Annotated in this window: 30 protein-coding genes; 1 reads left to right on the top strand and 29 read right to left on the bottom strand. The window is 43.3% G+C overall.

What is annotated here, in order from left to right; genetic code table 11:
* The first annotated feature begins 44 nt into the window (after window positions 1-44).
* Window positions 45-284 carry a hypothetical protein gene (locus LY28_RS13735; RefSeq protein ID WP_110462764.1) on the top strand — a complete coding sequence of 80 codons (240 nt, stop codon included), beginning with the start codon at window positions 45-47 and terminating at the stop codon, window positions 282-284.
* Between the two features lie 11 nt (window positions 285-295).
* Here the strand turns inward: LY28_RS13735 and LY28_RS19165 are convergent, their stop codons facing one another.
* From LY28_RS19165 to LY28_RS13595, 29 genes are all read right to left on the bottom strand, one after another.
* Window positions 296-457: a hypothetical protein gene (locus LY28_RS19165; protein WP_165835569.1), complete on the bottom strand. Its 162-nt coding sequence runs from the start codon at window positions 455-457 to the stop codon at window positions 296-298.
* Window positions 458-501: 44 nt separating this feature from the next.
* Window positions 502-879, bottom strand: coding sequence for a DUF6848 family protein (locus LY28_RS13730; RefSeq protein WP_110462763.1), 378 nt, complete (start codon window positions 877-879; stop codon window positions 502-504).
* A gap of 37 nt (window positions 880-916) precedes the next feature.
* Window positions 917-1,354 (bottom strand): hypothetical protein, encoded by a 438-nt coding sequence (locus LY28_RS13725; protein ID WP_110462762.1) that lies wholly within the window; start codon window positions 1,352-1,354, stop codon window positions 917-919.
* A gap of 15 nt (window positions 1,355-1,369) precedes the next feature.
* A complete protein-coding gene (locus LY28_RS13720) occupies window positions 1,370-2,800 on the bottom strand; it encodes a DUF2586 domain-containing protein (RefSeq protein ID WP_110462761.1) in 1,431 nt (476 codons plus the stop codon).
* Window positions 2,801-3,016 (bottom strand): hypothetical protein, encoded by a 216-nt coding sequence (locus LY28_RS13715; RefSeq protein WP_110462760.1) that lies wholly within the window; start codon window positions 3,014-3,016, stop codon window positions 2,801-2,803.
* Window positions 3,017-3,029: 13 nt separating this feature from the next.
* The gene (locus LY28_RS13710; RefSeq protein WP_110462759.1) at window positions 3,030-3,518 is read right to left on the bottom strand and encodes an SON protein; all 489 of its coding nucleotides are present in this window, start codon (window positions 3,516-3,518) and stop codon (window positions 3,030-3,032) included.
* A 2-nt stretch (window positions 3,519-3,520) separates the two neighbouring features.
* Window positions 3,521-4,021 carry a phage virion morphogenesis protein gene (locus tag LY28_RS13705; protein ID WP_110462758.1) on the bottom strand — a complete coding sequence of 167 codons (501 nt, stop codon included), beginning with the start codon at window positions 4,019-4,021 and terminating at the stop codon, window positions 3,521-3,523.
* A gap of 1 nt (window position 4,022) precedes the next feature.
* Entirely contained in the window at window positions 4,023-4,472 is a 450-nt protein-coding gene (locus tag LY28_RS13700; protein WP_110462757.1) for a gp436 family protein, read from the bottom strand.
* Between the two features lie 19 nt (window positions 4,473-4,491).
* Window positions 4,492-5,379, bottom strand: coding sequence for a Mu-like prophage major head subunit gpT family protein (locus tag LY28_RS13695; protein ID WP_110462756.1), 888 nt, complete (start codon window positions 5,377-5,379; stop codon window positions 4,492-4,494).
* Between the two features lie 27 nt (window positions 5,380-5,406).
* Entirely contained in the window at window positions 5,407-5,817 is a 411-nt protein-coding gene (locus LY28_RS13690) for a hypothetical protein (protein WP_110462755.1), read from the bottom strand.
* A 1-nt stretch (window position 5,818) separates the two neighbouring features.
* Window positions 5,819-6,880: a phage protease gene (locus LY28_RS13685; protein WP_110462754.1), complete on the bottom strand. Its 1,062-nt coding sequence runs from the start codon at window positions 6,878-6,880 to the stop codon at window positions 5,819-5,821.
* A gap of 141 nt (window positions 6,881-7,021) precedes the next feature.
* Window positions 7,022-7,759, bottom strand: a complete 738-nt coding sequence (locus tag LY28_RS13680; RefSeq protein ID WP_110462753.1) for a phage head morphogenesis protein — start codon at window positions 7,757-7,759, stop codon at window positions 7,022-7,024.
* Window positions 7,752-9,371 carry a DUF935 domain-containing protein gene (locus LY28_RS13675; RefSeq protein ID WP_278303638.1) on the bottom strand — a complete coding sequence of 540 codons (1,620 nt, stop codon included), beginning with the start codon at window positions 9,369-9,371 and terminating at the stop codon, window positions 7,752-7,754. The genes LY28_RS13680 and LY28_RS13675 overlap by 8 nt, the downstream gene beginning before the upstream one ends.
* Window positions 9,372-9,385: 14 nt before the next feature.
* Window positions 9,386-11,155 (bottom strand): phage terminase large subunit, encoded by a 1,770-nt coding sequence (gene terL, locus LY28_RS13670; protein WP_110462752.1) that lies wholly within the window; start codon window positions 11,153-11,155, stop codon window positions 9,386-9,388.
* Complete coding sequence (locus LY28_RS13665; protein WP_110462751.1) at window positions 11,148-11,708, bottom strand: DUF3486 family protein; 561 nt, start codon at window positions 11,706-11,708, stop codon at window positions 11,148-11,150. Before LY28_RS13665 ends, terL begins: the two co-directional genes overlap by 8 nt.
* Window positions 11,708-12,022, bottom strand: coding sequence for a hypothetical protein (locus LY28_RS13660; protein ID WP_110462750.1), 315 nt, complete (start codon window positions 12,020-12,022; stop codon window positions 11,708-11,710). The genes LY28_RS13665 and LY28_RS13660 overlap by 1 nt, the downstream gene beginning before the upstream one ends.
* A 4-nt stretch (window positions 12,023-12,026) precedes the next feature.
* Window positions 12,027-12,323, bottom strand: a complete 297-nt coding sequence (locus tag LY28_RS13655; RefSeq protein ID WP_207658101.1) for a hypothetical protein — start codon at window positions 12,321-12,323, stop codon at window positions 12,027-12,029.
* Between the two features lie 12 nt (window positions 12,324-12,335).
* Complete coding sequence (locus LY28_RS13650) at window positions 12,336-12,770, bottom strand: hypothetical protein (protein WP_110462749.1); 435 nt, start codon at window positions 12,768-12,770, stop codon at window positions 12,336-12,338.
* A 142-nt stretch (window positions 12,771-12,912) separates the two neighbouring features.
* Entirely contained in the window at window positions 12,913-13,185 is a 273-nt protein-coding gene (locus tag LY28_RS13645) for a hypothetical protein (protein ID WP_110462748.1), read from the bottom strand.
* The gene (locus LY28_RS13640; protein ID WP_110462747.1) at window positions 13,185-13,511 is read right to left on the bottom strand and encodes a Mor transcription activator family protein; all 327 of its coding nucleotides are present in this window, start codon (window positions 13,509-13,511) and stop codon (window positions 13,185-13,187) included. Before LY28_RS13640 ends, LY28_RS13645 begins: the two co-directional genes overlap by 1 nt.
* 16 nt (window positions 13,512-13,527) lie before the next feature.
* Entirely contained in the window at window positions 13,528-14,385 is an 858-nt protein-coding gene (locus LY28_RS13635; RefSeq protein WP_110462746.1) for a glycoside hydrolase family 25 protein, read from the bottom strand.
* The gene (locus LY28_RS13630; protein WP_110462745.1) at window positions 14,382-14,840 is read right to left on the bottom strand and encodes a TIR domain-containing protein; all 459 of its coding nucleotides are present in this window, start codon (window positions 14,838-14,840) and stop codon (window positions 14,382-14,384) included. The genes LY28_RS13635 and LY28_RS13630 overlap by 4 nt, the downstream gene beginning before the upstream one ends.
* Complete coding sequence (locus tag LY28_RS13625; RefSeq protein ID WP_110462744.1) at window positions 14,837-15,016, bottom strand: hypothetical protein; 180 nt, start codon at window positions 15,014-15,016, stop codon at window positions 14,837-14,839. Before LY28_RS13625 ends, LY28_RS13630 begins: the two co-directional genes overlap by 4 nt.
* A gap of 36 nt (window positions 15,017-15,052) precedes the next feature.
* Window positions 15,053-15,316 (bottom strand): hypothetical protein, encoded by a 264-nt coding sequence (locus LY28_RS13620; RefSeq protein ID WP_110462743.1) that lies wholly within the window; start codon window positions 15,314-15,316, stop codon window positions 15,053-15,055.
* A gap of 33 nt (window positions 15,317-15,349) precedes the next feature.
* Window positions 15,350-15,733, bottom strand: a complete 384-nt coding sequence (locus LY28_RS13615; RefSeq protein ID WP_110462742.1) for a hypothetical protein — start codon at window positions 15,731-15,733, stop codon at window positions 15,350-15,352.
* The gene (locus LY28_RS13610; RefSeq protein WP_110462741.1) at window positions 15,666-16,187 is read right to left on the bottom strand and encodes a regulatory protein GemA; all 522 of its coding nucleotides are present in this window, start codon (window positions 16,185-16,187) and stop codon (window positions 15,666-15,668) included. Before LY28_RS13610 ends, LY28_RS13615 begins: the two co-directional genes overlap by 68 nt.
* A gap of 12 nt (window positions 16,188-16,199) precedes the next feature.
* A complete protein-coding gene (locus tag LY28_RS13605; RefSeq protein ID WP_110462740.1) occupies window positions 16,200-16,712 on the bottom strand; it encodes a host-nuclease inhibitor Gam family protein in 513 nt (170 codons plus the stop codon).
* Complete coding sequence (locus LY28_RS13600) at window positions 16,706-17,062, bottom strand: hypothetical protein (protein WP_110462739.1); 357 nt, start codon at window positions 17,060-17,062, stop codon at window positions 16,706-16,708. Before LY28_RS13600 ends, LY28_RS13605 begins: the two co-directional genes overlap by 7 nt.
* Window positions 17,063-17,092: 30 nt before the next feature.
* Window positions 17,093-18,064 carry an AAA family ATPase gene (locus tag LY28_RS13595; RefSeq protein WP_110462738.1) on the bottom strand — a complete coding sequence of 324 codons (972 nt, stop codon included), beginning with the start codon at window positions 18,062-18,064 and terminating at the stop codon, window positions 17,093-17,095.
* Window positions 18,065-18,077 lie beyond the last annotated feature (13 nt).

The raw sequence follows: 18,077 nt of genomic DNA, 5'->3' as shown, positions 1-18,077 counted from the left end.
CACCTCATTTCATATTGGTATAATAAGTCATAGGAGGGGTTTAAATGGTAATATTTATTGTTATGCTTAAAGTCATTATTTTTGCTCTTTGCCTTGGAGCTGTTGTATCTATTCTTATTCTTGTTCCTACATTCATTTATACTATCCCATACACTTTATGGGTAGGGCATGAAAACCTAGTCGGTCGGCAAAAAGATAAATGCAAGGAAAGTATTTTTTCGGCTGCGAAAAATGCAACCAAACTATATAAATCATGGATTACAAGGCAAAAGCCGACCATCTGAGGTCGGTTTTTTTATTCAGAGAACACCTTTGAAATCGCTTTTGCGACAATGTCCTCCTCAACCTCCTCAATATATCTTGCCCGGGCAAGGAGCTCAATAAATTCCTCAAAATACAGCTCCCCTATATTATCCGGTAGAAGAGCAGGGGGGACGAACCTATGTATTTCCAGCATTGCTGCTTCGATAAAGTCCGACCTTACCCTTCCGAGCTGCTCTTCTACAGCTTCATTAAATTTGTATTTTTCGATAATCCGAGCATAGCGAGCAGCTTCTCTCCTGCATTTATTGCTAATGCTGGATATTCCTCAAGGTCTGCTTCCAATTTACCACGGCATTCAGGAATAATATTGTCAAACATAAATGTCTTTAGAGCCTTTGTCATTCCGTTAGATGCAGTCTTCACATAACGGTCATAGCTTGCCGTGTTGGGCTTCTTAAAGATATAGGAGATTTCAACCTCCGTATCATCGTCAGGAGTAAGTATCAAATTAAGCTTATATATTTTTCCATACTGAGCCTTCAGTTTTTCTGTGCTTATGTTCAAAGAATCATTATTTTCAATGTCTGCCCCTGTTTTTATGTCCTTATCGTCCATTTTCAAAATTCCTCCTTTTGTCAAATATTTTGAGATATTACAGTGCTTTAACGCCGTCGCTTTCAATGCCGTTAACAATCAGCATGTCAAGGTCAACCTTTATGCTTTTGTCTCCCTGCGCTGCTTTATTACTGCGCTTAGTGAAGGTTACTGTATCAAGCACATCACTCCTTGTTCTGCCTCCATCGTTGGCATATGAAACAATAATCTTTGGTATGACAAGCTTAAATAATGATATTCTCTTGCTTCTGCAATAATCAAGCAGTGCGTCATAGTCATCACGGAGAAGACTGACCTTTCCTTCTGCCTTATAGTTGCCTTCACCATAGCCTCTGGGTTTCTGACCTTTTCCATATGCAAGCTCTTTTTCAAGCTCGTCATCGTAGGAAATTTCCTGAAATTCAAGTGTAAGGCCGGAAAGCTTGATGTCAACGTCAGCCCAATCGTATGTTTTACCGTTTATTCTTAAAGACATTCTTTCGCCTCCAATCTAGTCTGAGCTCGGCTTTGTTCTGCCGAGGTCGACTGAAATTTCTCTGATATATCCGCGAGAGACATACCTGATAATGACAGACATTTTTTCTGTTGAGAGGATATCCTGCCCTTCAGGTACTGAGATTTCAGCTGAAGATATCTCTTTTATCCTGACCATATCATCAAGAGGAGTCTGCATAAATTTCGCTCTGGTCTCAAGTTCATTCTGAACGTCTTCAAGGTCAATGTCATCCTGAAGGAGCTGAAGGGCTTCCTTGCGAACCTCTCTTATTATTTTGTTTTTGACCCTGACATCTTCAGCATAACGGTAGTCAGAACCTTCCGGGGACATTACACGGGCATTTGTTACAAAGAAGCTGTCAAGCCCGTCATACTCACGGAAGGTAAGATATTTTGCACTGTCAAGCAGCTCAATAAATTCCTCAATCCCGGATGGCCTGAGCTCAAGCATTTTTGTTTTTCCAATTCCCATGCCCGCAGTATCCCTTGTTTTTCCTATGCTTTGATGAACTGCTGTTTTAGAATATAGACCGCATACTATCCCCGCGTTGTTTATTTCTCTCGTTATTCCATCCATTCCTATGTACAGTGAACGAGCTGCAACCACTTGAATATCAGTGTTCTTGATATCCTTTTTATCTGCTTCAAGTCTCTGTGCATATTCGGCAGCCGTTTCATCCGCGTCAGGAGCATACCCTTCAAGTACAAAAAACAGCGGCTTGTGATATTGTGACGCAAGTATAATCTGCTGTTCTGATACCGCCGACCATAAAGCTTTTTGTGATTCCCCGACTATATGAACTATTTCATAATAATCGTTGAAATGCTTCAGCTTATCAATTGCTGCAAGCACATCAGCATTTGTCATTGTAGGTGCAGTCGTATTAAACTTGAATTCATCACCCAAAAGGAAGGATGTTTCAACGTTCGGCTCTGCACCTTCAGCAAATGTAACTGTCAAGCCAGTCAATGGGATTTCATATTCACCTGTCAGGGGAACTGTCATTTCATCAGAATAGCTGTATCCGCCATCTATTGAATAAACAAACAATGCAGTATTCCGACGGCCCTGTCCAGTAATTTTTATAATCACATTAAAGGCATTATAGGGATTCCCATTGGCAGTCAAAGTTCCTGAGCCAGTACCTGTTTTTTCAACTGTTCCTCTGGTTCCCGCTGTGGATGCTTTTACAGGTAAGCAATAAATACGGCTTGAACCATTTTCTACCGAATCCATTACTTTATCAGCAAGAGGACTAAATCCGAGGATTCCCTTTATTTTTAACGCGGTCATGTTTCCCGTAATCACAATTGGAGTATCTGATTCAATGGGAGAGACTCCAATTTTCAAATGAATGCCGTCTCCCTTGTCTGTAGCCAAACCGAGGATACCGTCTGTAATAGTTGTATTAACATCTCTGAGCAATTACTTCACCTTCTTTCCTATAGGGCTGCCTGAGAATTTCCTGACTGCTGCGTCAAATTCATTTTCCGTAACCATCTTGCCCGCCTTCCATCCCATTGCAGCGCAAACGCCGCTAAAAGTTGGGGCAGGAGTTTTCTTTTTTTGTTGCAGTTCCTCAATGGAAACGACCTGCGGAGCTGGAACTGTATTTTTATTTGTTTCCGTTTTATCTGGCATAAAGCATCTCCTTTCATTTGCTCACTGATTCAATTTCAATATCAGCCAGCTTTGCAAAGTCTGTGTCTTTATAGACACCTCCTGCAAATTTAACTTTTACATTTACTGCAACCTTTGCCTTCAGGATGCTGTCATCATCATCAACCCATTCGGACTCCTCGACTTCAATCGGAGTATAGTTCCCGTCCATATAGATTCCTTTGTCTAAGGCACTTAGAAACGCTTCAAATATATCCTCTGTTTTCTTTGGGTCTGGGTCTCCTATTACCACACTGAAGGTCGTCTCTCTGGAGAAGATTTTTCGCCTCTTGTGCTGTGCGCCTGTTTGGTCACTATATCTAGTTTTTGCGCCGCTTCGGTCGAAAACTTCTTCTTCAAAAAGTACCGCCCCAATGTGAGCTTCTTGAGAGGTTCGAAGCTTTTTCATACTTGTATAGGGCTTCGAGCGAATCCCTGCTTCCCTCAGTTTTTCAATCAGATATTCTCTGCATTCTGTAAACATCTTTAATCCTCCGCAAAGTAGTCATTAATTGTGCCTTTAATCTCTTCCATATCCTCATCACTGAGGCCGAGGAACGGACGCGCCGGAATATTAATTCTGACAGTAACTTGCTTTTTGCGAATCCACCGTCCCTCCATCTGAAAGACAAGCCCCTTTGAAGTTTTTGCCCGGATAGTGATACGTCTGTTTTTTGCTCCGAGCTGGTGGGTCGCCGCATAGATTTTATTAGTGCCGACAACAAATCCTGAAGCATCAGTCCTATATCTTATGGACTTTTTCAATTCCGCACTCTGTACCAGCGTTACTCCGCCTTCCTGCTCAGCCCGGATGGATTTTTTCCACTTTTTCCCGTCAGGACTTTTTTCAGTTTTAAACCTTTGAACTGTTGAGCCGCGGACGGCTTGGGCTATAGTGGCATTAATACCCTTTTTATCAATATCTTTCAGCTGCCTGAGCCTTTTTATCAATCTTCGTGTATCGCCGTCAAGCCGTATGCTGTACATATTACATCCCCCTTAGCTTATCCCGTGAGAACAGACGCAGACTTGATGATATTGTAAAGCCTGTTTTTGCTGCTTTGGCTGTATCTACTATTCCTAATTCGACCTTACCGTCTGCAAGGAGCTCAAAGAAACGAACCGCCGCTTTGTACCTGTTGAGATAATTCTTTTCTCTGTCATTCTCGTCTATGCCAATACGTGAATACAGGTTATATATAGAGATATCCTTCGCGAACTTGTTCACAACTTGGGGGACGGAAGAGAGAGGGAGGGAATATCTCTTTGCGAGATATCCGTCAATCTCTGCCTCGGCATCCGAAATTGCTCCTTCGATAATAGGGACAATTTTTGCCTCACGCTCTGCCTCGTCTTCTATGTAATCGCTGCCGATTATAGTGTTTAAAGCATCATCCTTTATCATTGAGCGGACTTCTGAGGTCTCACAATATATCACTCCGACTCACTCCTTTACTTTACTGTGCCGAGCCGTCGCTGCCATATGCCATCTGCCAGAAGGCATAACCTGCATTTCCGCGAGAATCGGCTCCGTAAAGGAATTCCTTCCTCATGAAAACATTCTCGTCGTTATCGGCTACCATTGTCACAAACTTCGGCTTCTGTCTTTCCTGATATATTAGAGGCTTGACGGGCTTCTTGGTACAGAGCAGGAACCACATGGAGTCATATCCCGCAAGGTCTGGCACAACAAGAGGTTCTGCCGTTCCCTTCAGGACATTTGTCGTCCCGTCAATCTGGTCGGCAAGAAGTATTTTTCTTGACTCGCCTTCTAAAGCCGGGCCAGTGACAAGAAGGTCTGGAATAATCTTGAGAGGTTTGCCGTGTTCGTCCGTCATAGACATAATAGCCGATCTTGCTGCTGCATAGGATTCCGGCGAAAGCTTAGCGGTTCCCTTGTTGCTGATAGTTTTTTTTCCGACTTTGTGGGCATCTGAGAAAAACGGCATCCCATCATAGCATTTATTTGTGAACCCACCCGGAAGCAGTACGAAGACAAGCTCATCTGGATGCAGGGCTGCACTCTGGCCGAGGGATTGAATCGAAGGGCTGTAAAGCCCGATGCGGTCATCCTCAATATCGTTGCGGGGAACTCCGACCGTAACCTCGAAATCCTTGTTTTTGATGGTATAGTCTGACGCTGTAAGGCTTTTAATCTGACGGTCTCCAATCCATTCACGCATCATTGGGATTGTACCGAGCCATTTGTATGATTCTTCCCCTGTGATGGAAGGTACAACCGTCGCCACTCTGTCATAAAGGGGTTTTGTCTCATCAAAGGCTTTTGCAAATATAATATTGAACCCGGTATAAATGCCTCTGAGTGATTGTTGATTTACTATCATAGTGTTTGATTCCTCCTTTTCTCCCCGTTACAGGGTTTCGACGGCAATACCGTCGTCCGTTACTGCAATAACTTTTCCTGCCCTTGAGCTGCCCGTTGCCACTGAGGAGACCGTGCAGTCATCCACGATATAGCAATCCTTCAGAACGTGCTCAGGTTTTACCTTGTTGGCTGCTGTCGTGGTATTGTTCCAAACAAAGACACCTCTTCTGACCTTGACAGTCTTGTCTCCGGCTGCGCCGCTTGTGTTGTCGCTGTATTCCTCAGCACGGCCCGCTGCCGTCAGGCCCTCAGCTTTGACAGCGGCCTTTGCATTGCCGCTCGCATCAAGCACGACAAGACCTCCGTCAAAGATAACCGCTCCCGCAGCAACCGGGAGAACAATACGCTTCCCGCCTTCGGCAAGCTCCGGCGTGTCTCTTCCTGCTGTTAATGCCATATTATTTCACATCCTTCCCGTACTTCTTGATGTCGTCCTCATTTACGCCTAGCTGTTTGCAGACAAGCAGCGTCTCAGCGTCGAAGCGTTTCTCTTTGTTTTGCTTTGTCTCAGTCTCAAGTTCAAGCTCACCCATCGGGATACCCTGTGGAGCTTTTTCAACGAATGACTTGAAGCCATCCGGGTCTTTGAGTGCGTACTGTGTCGCCCAATCCTTTTGAGCAGGAGTCAGCTTCCCGGCCTTCAAGGCCATGAGAACTGCATCACCCGCATCCCTGAGAGCTATTTTATCTTTAAGCTCTTTGAATTCTTTCTCAGAAACAGAGCCTTCCGGCTTATTGCTTGAGAGAGCCAAAATTGCGGCAGCCACGTCTTCGGTCTTTGCTCCTGCCTTCAGGCCGAGCATTTCACAAATCACCTTATTTGAAACGACCTTTCCTTCAGTTTCAGAACTGCCGCCTTCAGGCTTTTTGTCACCCTGTTCCTTGAGCTTTTTTGCATCCGCAGCTAGTGTCTTCAATGCTTCGATGACCTGTTCTTCTGTTGCATCCTCACCGAGCCCCAAAAGAGCTGCGAGCTGTTTTAAAATATCCATGCTGTTTCCTCCTTCATAATCCTCAATTTTTATAGCGTTTATTATTGGAAACATCCCGTCAATGGCGGGTGTGTTCGTCAATGCTGCCGAGTGCAAAACGATTGCTTTGCCGTCTGACTTTCTGACAAGAACAACGGGAGAGAGATAGCGATATTCCTTATTTTCGAGATACTTCTTTCCCTGTTGAGTCCATTCAACCTTTGCAACAATCGCTCCGTCCTCAATGGATAAATCTTTAATCCATCCACCCGCAGGAGCCTGTACATCCTTGAGAGTCTGATGCTCATAGTCAATTACAATGTCGAGACCCCTTTCTTGGAACTTCTCCTTCATCAGGCGGAAGCTTTCCTCATCGACATCAAAGTCGCCCTTTTGACTCTTTACATGTCCGATAGGGAGGAGTTTAACTTTTTCAGGTGCTCCCTTTAATTCGGATTGACCTCCGCTACAAGCGAATATTTTTGACATTTGCTCACCTCACTACTGTATTGATTGTAAAATCGTTTTAAACTCCGTTAGTACGCGTGCTAACGTCCGTTATTTTTCAGAGTGGTAAGATTACATTCTCTAACCTTTCCATCGCTCACAGGGGCTATAAAGTGCAAATAACTATTTCTTGCCTTTTGCCTGTTTGTTGTACACTTTAACCAGCGTCTCCGAGTAGCCCTTGAGGTCAGGTGCAAACTGTACCTTTGCGGGATTTGTAGAGAAGCTCGGGTCAGGCAGGACATTTACAAAGCGTCCGTCCTTGAGCTCCGCCGCCTTCGGAACTTCTGTCTCAACCTCAAGCCCCTGCTGCTCAACCTGCCTTTTGGAAAGAGAACGGACAGTACAGCGGCATCGGAATCCGTTGGGCGGATACCATACATCCCAAACCGGGGAGTCTGCCGGGAAAACCCTTCCATCCAGCGCAAGGTGAGAAGGGCGTGTTTTCTTGTCATTCACGGCATCATAAAGCCAATAGGGCCGGAGCCTTAAAACATCCGGGTCGGTCATTTGTCTGTAATGTCCGACTTGGTAAGCGGTTTGCGTATTTGTTCTGAAAATGTTGTCTGCCTGAAAGTTCGTTATTCCTTCGTAACCCTCAGCCTCAAGGAAGGTATTCATTTTATCCCTGAAGCTCTTCATTGTCTCTCCGTCCTTTATTGCCTGTAGGAGCTCGTCGTGAAATTTCTTCAAGACCTGAACCTTTGTATACCCTGATACGGTGAAGGCGAGGGACTGATAATCCTGCGCTATTTTATAGAATTGCTTCGCTGTAACTGGGATTTTACCCTTGAAGTATTCGACCGCCTCCTCGAAGGTTATCTCCTTGTTACGGGAGACAATGCTTTCGATTTCATTCATTATTTATCACCCGCCCCTCAAGGTCTGCATATAGCATCGCCTTTTGAAGGAGCTCCTCAATATCACTTACATCCATTTTCCCGGCAAGCTGTCCGACGAGCTTCTCGTCCTCAAAAAGCTTTTTGATGTCTTCAAGGCTTTCTGCTTTGTCAAGCATTGCAAGAACCGGGGCGAATAGCTTTTTAAACAGACCCGAGCTCTGCTTAGCGGCTGCCGTTGCAAGACTGTCAATACGCTGCTGAGTTCCAGCATTTCCGGCTGACGGCTCCTTGAGCTCAACATTTTCGGTCTCAGCTGCCGTCGCATCATTAGCGACAACCTCCGCCGTCTGCTCCTTCATAGGAAGCGGAAAGGAGGCTTTATTGGGTGAGGCCACCTCCTCACCGTTTTCTGGCTTCGGAATGGAAAACTTCTTGTACAGGTGAGCGGTCGGAACCTTTAGCCCTATGTTGCAAATGAGCGTCTCATATATTTCAACGGTTTCCTTCAGGTCTCCGGCTTCCTCACAATCATAACGGATATAGGGGATGCGTCTGTCTTCTCCAAAATTAAAAAGTACAAGGGGACGGATAATGTCACGCCGCAGAGTAGCAGCTAGTGCCTTGCAGTCTGCGACTGTGAGGTCGTGCCTGACTTCATTGTGTGTCTTTGACTGTGCGTAGCTGCCGCCGCCCGAATCGCTTGTGAGCGTCTGTCCGAGTATAGCCTTTGACATCTGCTCATCACAATAGCGGGCGAGCCGCTCATATACATCAATGCTTGAAGTCTTGCTGGACTCCTTGAACTCAATCTCAGTCCCATCCGGGATGACGCCCGCTGCATCGGAACCTATTTGGACTAGTGCTTGCATTAGGGCAAGTTTTTCGTCCTCGCTTGCACTTTGAGAATATTTCCCCAGTCTTAGCGGCATCCCGAAAATTTCACAAAAGCTGACCCAGTCCTTCAGGTCGTAATTTTTAAACAAATACATCCATGCTACTACTCTCAGAACGCCCGCTCTTGACGGATGTCCGCTGCGGGCTTTGTAGCGGTGAACAATGAACTTGTTTTCAGGGATGATTATACCGCCCGGAGATTCCTTAGTTACCACTTTGAAGTTGTCCTCAGTGTCCCAAAAAAACCGCTTTTGATGTCTGTTCTTAATATCTTTTATAACTACATGTCCGTCGTCATAGTCCCATATAATTTCAGAGACCGCAATGCCCTTGCCGATTGCATCAAGCAAGTCCATTTCAATATCTTCGAAGTTTTCGAGGCTTTCTATTTCCTGTGCTACAAACTCGGCGATTTGCTTGTCTCGCTCATCATCCGCATCAAAGGGAATGACTTCAAAGTCAAGACCAGTGACAGCGTTCTTTCGTGTCTGAAGCTGCGAAAAGAGGTGAGGGTCTTTTTCTTCCATCTCTTCAAAGAGCTCCATCTGACGGAGAACATCCCCAGCGTCGGCCTCCCTGAATATGTTCGCAAGCTTGACAGGTGTGAGGCCGTTGCTCGGATACCCGGAATATTTGTCCTGAACCTGAGCAACTGCGATTTCCATGAAGTCCGGCTTTTTCAAAGCTGTAGTCTTTGGTTTCTGTTGCTTTGTTTGTTGATTTTCATTTCCGTTCAAACCATCTCACCTCCTTAATACGAACCGCTTGTAAATTTTAGAGCTCTGCTTATTACTGACTTATAATCAACCCTTGTGCCTATCTTGACAGATAGTGCAAGCTTAACAGCCATCTCAAGACCGTCAGGAGCATCGTCGCATTTCCCCATTGGGTATTCAAACATTTGCTTCAGGAGTGCCTTGTGCTTCTTGCTGAACTTTATATAGCCGTTTTTTATAAATGGTTGTAAGCTTTGTATTCTTGCATCCTTGTTTTGACCACTGTTTATCTCTTCAATAGGAAGATACTCTCCAACTTCAGCGGACTTTTGTCTCATAATCTCTGCAAAATAATATTGAAATTGTACTGTTTCAACACCGAACTTATAATAAGGCCGTTTGTATTCCCGTTTTAACCGCTTGGAATTTTCAATTGCATCCTCAATAATTTTGTCAGGCTTGCGCCTTTCAATATCTGCTATAACCACATACATAAATCCTGTCTTAATATCTTTTGCAAGTGCAAAAATTGAGGATGTATCACTCTTTTTGTTTTTACCAAGTGATGGGTCATTGGAGCCAATAAACAAAAATTTTGAATCAGAAAAGTCAGGTGTGATTTTTCCGTCATCATCATAGAAGTCAAACCATTCTTCCTGAAATGAACAGCTCTCAGGGTCGATAGGGTCATTCTGGATTTCAGAGTTAAACGATGCTTCACCTTCAGATACCCTTATAACCATAAGGTCGTAGTAACTTAGCTTAGCTTCCCATAGTACCTCAGTGCCTTCGAGCATTTCTTCACGATTTGCATAATAAAATTCTTTTGCATCTTCCTGCCTGTTCTCATTCGCAAGGTCGGTATAAATTCTTTCCCATGCGTTCCACAACTTGTCATTGGTTGCAAAGCTTATGACACCACGGTATTTTACAGTTTTATAGCTTGGGTTGTTTGCAACATTTGCAAGCAATGCATCAAAGTGGAGAAGCGTTCCAATATACACAATGTCGGTGTAAGTGTCTCCTGCCTTTGATACTGCCTTATAAAACCAGTTCCGAAGCTTCTTTCTCTGCTCAGGTGTATTGACATTCTCATCATTTTCAAGGTCATCACACAATATCAGGTCGGGACGCCATTGCTTGTGACGGCGACCACGGATTTTTTTACCGCTGCCAATAGCCTCAATTTTTACACCGTTGGATAGTAGAATTACTCCTGCCTTCCATACCTTACCATGCATATCTCCGAAGTCTTCCTTCAGGGCAGCGTTTTCCTCGTACTCAGTTTTAATATCAGTGAGAAATCCTTCAGCTTGTTCGGAACTGTCTGAAAGTATAATTATGTAATGCTTATATCCATAAGCTGAAGCGTGTACAGTATCCTTAAAAGTAAATGTTGTACTCTTTGCATGTCCACGGGGAGCTTCAATTGCTCTCTGGCATCCTTCAGCTCTGGAAATTTCCTTTACGTCACGAATGGCATTTTTGCCTTTCATTACACCTACTTCCCATATGTCATCAAGCTCATGGTGAAACTTTGGAGACTCTCTGACAAAATAGTGGGGAAGGTAAGCCCGACCAAAATATTCAAGGTCAAATGCTCCGAGACGTTTTCTCAGTCCGTTCTGACCTGTTAGCTCAGCTCCGTCATTAAATTCCTTCAGAAGCTGCTCTCGTTCTTCCTTGTGTTTTCCTTCCCGTGTCGCATATTTTACAAAGAGCTCCCGTTGATATTGTTTATTTGCAATCTCCTCACGGTCTTCCGGCTCTTCGAGCTTATCAATGTACTCTTTTAACTTAATCATCAGTTAGTATTTTCTCTCGTGCTTTTTGAAGCAGAGTGTGAAGCTCTTTTGTAATCTGCGGGTCTGCCTTGATTGCCTTTATAAGGTCTTCCTCAAGGGCTTCAAAAGCAAGCTCCATTTTACTTTTATAATCGCGTATAATCTTTTGCTCATATATTCCCACACGGGAAAGGGAAGCTATAAGCCTTCCGGCCTTGTCGAGCGGCATTTCCGCAAAGTCATCCTCTGCCGTTGATACCCTTTGCATCAAGCCGTCCATCAATACCATTCTTGACGCCTTTGTGAAGTCAAGGTCTGGATTTTTTTCAACGGCTGCTGCGATTGCTTTTGTCCTTTCAAGCGTTTCGGCTACACGCTGAGCTGCTTGGTTAGCTCTTATTGCATAACGCCCAACTGCACTTTTGCTTATATTGAAACCATTTGATTTCAGCCACCTTGCAACATCTTCATATGTATTAGATGTGTCAAGCAGCTGCGCGTCAAGTTGCTCTTTTATATCTTCCGGCAGCTGCGTGACTTTTGAGCTTACTCTTGTACGTCTTCTTTCTGCCATTACACATCAACTCCCGGGTCGTCGATTGTCCCCTCGACTAAGTCAACTCCTTTTTTCGTGAGTTTTATTACTGCATCCTTTTTGTATGCATTATATGCATTTACCGTCTTGTCAACAAAAGTTATATATTCACCTTCTCTGAGGTAATCAAGCGGCTTGCTAATGTCCGGGGAGACAATCATTCCATCTGCTATCAGTGAATTAGTTATCTGCCGAAGAAGAAGCGTGTTTTGATGACCTTTTACAAGACTTCGGATGATATAGCCTCGAATTGCTTTATTACGGCTAACCTCAAGCTCATTTATTTCATCCATGTTGTCAACCCTCCTTACCTGCCTTTAGCTGTATTATTTTATCAAGCTTTCCGTTCATGTCCCGCATCTGCTTGTCAACATTGTTTAGTGTTCGAATAAAGTCCTCTCTCAGAACATACACAAGAGGGAGGTCGCTTTTCAAATCCGAAAGTTCTGTCTTTACTTTTTCAATGTCAAACGCATTCTTTTTTATTGCGTCCTTCATATCGGAGATTGCGCTTTTTACACTCCATCCTATCAGTCCCAGTACAAGCGTTGTGATGACTTGCAGCGCGAACATGAAAATTTGACTTGCTTCCATACCCTCACTCCTTTATGATGATATTGCCTTCAGCTTGAGAACTTTTTCCTCAATAAGCTTGGAGACATAGCCCCTAAAGCTGCCGAAGTTTTCTTCTATGATTTTCTGTGCCTCCGGCTTTACTGCTGCGGTAATTTCGTCCGCTGCCTGCTTTGATAGCGCGACGAGCTCGGCACGGTCGACCTTGCCATCCTTAACAAATTCTCTGAGCTGTTTTGCAGTGGTCTGTTCAAGAGCTGCTACAGTGACAACCGTTAGTTCCTCAACATCCTCAAGTGCACTGCTGAGCAACTGACGAGCGGTGTCGTCCTTAATTTGTACCGTCTGTGTCTTTACCTTTTGAGTCACCTTGTGAATGCCATAGGTGGCATAGGCTGCAAGGAGACCAATGAGGGAAAGTACGATTGTGACGGCTGCCTCACTGACTGTTGACTGAATTGTTTCCATGCTTGAAACCTCCTCTATAAAATTTTTAATAAAAAAACCATAGGAGCGTAGCTCCTATGGTTAATATTACCTTGTTTTTTTTGAACCATATATATGTAGTACTTCTAAGAATCGCCTACTATAACCACTTTGCTAATATAGTTTACAAGTTATCTCTTTCGGCTCTTAGCAGGTTCAGTTCTTCTTGTATGTACTCTGCAATTTTTTCTTGCAATCTTTTTGGCAGTTCATATTCTTTGCTATCTACTCCGCACCACCAGCGTCGCTTTATTTTTATTATCGATGCTGGATAGAATCTAAACACTTCACGCTTGCCAGAACACCAAAACATAAAATCTTCCAGTTCGTTAATGCTTTCGGTAAGTTCAATTGCTTTTATCAATGTTTCATTTGTCATTGCTCCACAACCTTTCATCACCCTTCATCATCCTCAAAATCAAAAAGCGAAAGCTGCCCTTCAGCATGTCCTTCTCCACACAATTGTCGAACCCAACGCTCGGTTACTTCGTACCGCTTTGAAAGCTCTAAATGATTGTAGCCGTTAAACTCAGCTCGTATCCTTGCATCTCTAACAGGACGGACAACACTCTCAGTCTTCGGCAGATAAATCGTAGCCCCACCAACAAGTTGTGTCAGTTCAACAAAATTTTCAACACCGATTGCTTCTGCAATTTGTCTATACAGACCTTCTGGAATTTGCTCAAGAGTAAGTTCCTTTGCTAGTCCAGCATATGTGTCCATCGGTTATCCTCCTTTTTTACAGTCCGGCAAGATTCGAAGCCTTTACAGCAGCAGTCACAGTCTTTCCAATACCAATAACAACTTTATCTCCGTTCACACTAATAACATCATATTCCTTATAATAGGTCTTGAAGGGCTGCCCGTTGTACTGGATAGCTTTCAGTACTTTTACTTTCCCACCTTTTACAATTGCCTTTGCCTTGTCCTGTGAACTGTTGGAAGAGGAAGCGGTCTTGCTGAGGCCATTTAGTCCGGCACCTCTTATAATAGCCGGATAATCCTTAAATGCAATATCAAGGTCAACATTGCCGTTAATCCCCGTAACCTTTCCACTGCTTGTATACTGCCACAATCCGGCATCATTACGGCTGCAATTCTTGTTATAGTATGCATACCACAAGTCAAACCGACTTAGATAATCCATGTCAAACATAGACCTTGCATAGTCCTGATTTGAATAATTCATGGCAAAATAGCCTGATTTTTCAACCTCTGTGCAAAATGCTTTTACAAATGTTGTCGCCTTTGTTTTATCAATCTTTACACCTTTTTCTTTTGCATATCTTACAGTATCATACTCAAGGTCGAAGCAAACCGGGTATTCTACTTTATAGGGCTTTATAGCTTCGATACACTGCCATGCTTCACGAGCCGCCATTTCAGCGTTTAGTGCATAGCTGAACCAATATACACCAACCGGGATGCCGACTCTGTTGCACTCTTTAATATTTCTCTTAAACTGTCCGTCAATATTGTTGTTGCCAAATCCTGCCCTCAGCATAGCAAACTCTATTCCAGCAGCCTTTACCTTGTCCCAATTAATAACGCCCTGATGTTTTGATACATCAATTCCTTTTTTGTTAACCTTTGTCATATCTTTCCATCTCCTTGTATTTTTTTATCGCTTATCGCGTTTATACTTTTGACAACCTCCTGAATATCTAAGCAGATATTCGGTGTCATTTTGTACATGAGCTCAGGCTCTCCATTCTGTAGCATGATTACCGTGGGCTTTCCGGCTCCTATAGCGTAACCAGCTTCTAAGTGAGCAGACCTTCCGCAAGAGAGTACCATTACACAAGCATCACACTCTTTAAGAGCCTTCATATCAAGTTTGAATCCAGACTCTGCCACTGGATGTGACAGAGCCTCCCTAAATTTCTCAGGAGACCATGATTCCCAATCCGGGTCAATTTCTCCCCAATGAAAGCCATGATTTCCGGGTTCAGGATTTTTGAAATCGTAGACTTCATGTCCCTCATTTCTTAGTGCCTCTACAACGAAAGGCTGTATATTGTTTCTCCATGATGAAGCAACGTATATTTTCATTTTTCTTCTTTAACCTCCTTCAAAGGGCAATCCTTATGCCGTTCAACATAATTCTCAATTTCAACACCTAGCACAGGGCAAAAAAGTTCTTCTCTAATGTCCGATGTTTCATAATAAGAAATAGTGCATGTCAAGCAGTTGTCAGGCATGTTGATTTCTAAAATAGCTTTTGACATGTCGACCTCCTAAAGTTTATTAACTCAATTAGGCTCTTATATGTAAGATTCAACTATAGTCAAATCATCACTCGGAGTCCGTTCTATTTTAAACATACTTTTTGGGATATTATTCCTTATGCCTTCAATTTGTTCATTAACCATAACAAACAGTGTCGGCTTATCTATATTCCATAGCCTTGCAACATACTTGTCTGGATAATCAGATGCGTTTTTGTAAACTACTATAATCGGTGCCTTGCAAAGCTTATTTAGATTAACTTGCAAAAAAGACTCCATTACTATGTCAGTGTTAACCATTGTTTATATCACGCTCCTTTAAAACATAATCTTTCATAAATTAAGAATGGGTTTAATAATTTCATAAATTTCATCAAACTTGTAAGAGATACGCCCTTCATCCCTTAGCCTTTTTTTGAAGCGTTTCACTTCAACGGTTAGTTTCATAAGCTTCAGAACCCCGACCTGTTCTTCATTCACCTTGTGCATCTTGTCAGATACCATCCATCCGAGGCACTTATGGAGCTCAAAAATATCTTCAATCCCAGTGCATTCTTCTTCAAACTCTTTCCAGACCTCCGCCGCAAACTTCTTGCGGTTGAGCTTAGGCTTGTCAGGTGGAAGGATACCTTTTCCCTGAAGCTCCTTTTTAATCTCTGCCCGTTTCGCCTTTTCGCGGGCGGTCATTTTCTTTGGTTTTTTCGTTTTCGTTGTCATGTGCCGCCTCCTTTCTGCCGACCATCTTCTTTAGGGCCTCAATGAGCTTGTGGCTCTGCTGAACTGTCAGCCATTCGATACGGTCTACATTGAACATCTTTTTTGCGAAACCGTTTATTCGCTCATTATTGCTATTCCATCCGAGTTCCCCGGTTAGAGCATAAATCTTGCGGCGAAGGCTTTCGGTTAATGGATTCCCGCCTTCGTCCGTTCGTTGGCATCTGCCACCTCTCTGAGCCTTTTTAATATCATCCTTCATGTTAGAGAGTACCCGGCATACTTTATCAATTTCGCCTTGTGTCAGCTTTCTCATGCTATCCTTTTTTGTTTCACGACCAATTATGCAATACAGGTCATCATCATCAAGAGATAGCTCCGGGGACTTTGCAAGTCCCCAAATTGTACGGATAGAGTAGTGTGAATTATTATAGCCACGGTAAGCCTTTCCAGCCACAATATCGCCCCCTTATTGCTGAAAAGCTTGCAGCTTTTCGCGGTCAGTTTCATACCAAAAGGTGTCCTCTTTTTTCAGTGTTGCACCAACCCGGATAATTTCATCCTCTGTATACTTTTTTAGGACATCCTTGTTTATGGTTTCTGTCGTTAAAATGCAGTCATTCATTTTGCGTGCCTTCAGACTTTTTATTATTACTGCAAGTTTGTCCTTAGCTTTGGGAAGCATAACTTTTGTACTTTTTCGAAAACCCGTCTTTCCAAAATTTAATGTCTTTGTCTTGCCGTCAAGCTCGCCTCTATGTTCCTCGACAAAGGCTTTAATGTCCTTGCCGATTACTTTTATACGCTCTTGAATAGGCTTTGCCTCCTGTGCTGCTGTGAGCTTAACACCTTGAAGCTGTTTGTTCATTTCACCCTCAATGTCCAGAAGGTCAATTTCTGCTTCAGCAATTTCTCTCAATGCATTGTCTACATCTTCCCATGACCTGAAAGTTGGAGTCTCCTTGATTCTTGTTCTTACCATTGTTTGTCATCTCCTCTCAGCATCTTTATAATTCCAAAATCGGGCATGTCTCCAAAATCAATCCCTTTTTCAGCTAATTGAAATAAGCTTTGAATATATTCTGAGTTATCTATGGATGCACTTGTTATTTTCCCATCGTGAATTTCAAATCCAATGTCAAGTTTGCTGTGGAATAATTCAAAAATACTTATTGGTAATTCCTCAAGCGTTGATTGTTGTAAAGGCATACTGTTCTGAGATACTGCTTTTAGAATAAAACTTTTAACTATAGCTTTGCTGTCGAGCCCCTGTTCAATACAGTTAAGACCTACCATTACGGCCTCTTCAATTTTTAATGTTGGACTTTTCATCAGTCATCCTCCTTGTCAAATATTTTGAGATTAAAGCATCATCATGCTGGATGCTTTGCTAATAGTATCCAGTGTAACTGTATTACTCCCGTGCTCCTTCAGAATACGGAAAACATTGTTTAGTGTACGGTCAAGCAAACGGAAGCAGCCTGTCTGATTGTTGCAAGCCCGAGCTTTCAGTTCGGCAAGTGCATCCTCATCAATTTCATAGCCTTCTAGGAAGCTCTCAACCTCCTTGCCGGAGAGACCCCTCAGTCTTGCACAAAAATCAACACGGTTTGCAAAGCGTACAAGATAGGATTTTATTTGTGCTTCTAACTTTGGCTCTCCTGCGATGACCATGCCGACATCGCATTGGTCGAAAATAGCACGAAGGATTTCCATTTTCTTTTGCGTGTACTTGCTAATCAGCTTGTCTGCCTCGTCTATAATTAGGAGATATCCGCGATTAACATTTAAAAATTCCCGGATTCCGTTTACACGTTTCCATATTGTCCCATATGTTGTCGGAATACCGAGAGCCCTTTCGATAGCTTCAACAAGGTCTCTTGAACTCATCGTGTCGTCACACTCAATGTATGCTACCCGTGGCATCTTTGCGTAGTATTTCAATGCGTGAGTCTTACCGTATCCAGATTTTCCTACAACAATGCCGAGACCGATATATTCCTGACAGGAACTGCATACACCGATTATATTCTGTGCATCATGGCTTTCAAAAAAGCTCTTCCGCTTGGTGAAGTTAACAACATTCGACTTCTCGGCGGTTGCTGCTGCAAGCTCTTCGCCTGTCACTTCTTTGAGAAAGGCGGTGAGCTTAGCTTCAAGCTCCGTCGCGTCGCTGTCATACTTCCCGGAGAGATACCGGGAAACGGTTGACCTTGAGTAATTTATAGCACTTGCAAGCTCTGTAATCGTCATACCATTATTTTTTTTATACTCATTTACCTTGTATGCAAGAGTACTTGTTTCACCTGTATAGTTTCTTGCTGCTGCTTCCATATCCGTTATCCTC

Source organism: Ruminiclostridium sufflavum DSM 19573 (assembly GCF_003208175.1).
Taxonomy (GTDB): domain Bacteria; phylum Bacillota; class Clostridia; order Acetivibrionales; family DSM-1351; genus Ruminiclostridium; species Ruminiclostridium sufflavum.
This window is presented reverse-complemented; position numbering and strand designations above follow the sequence as displayed.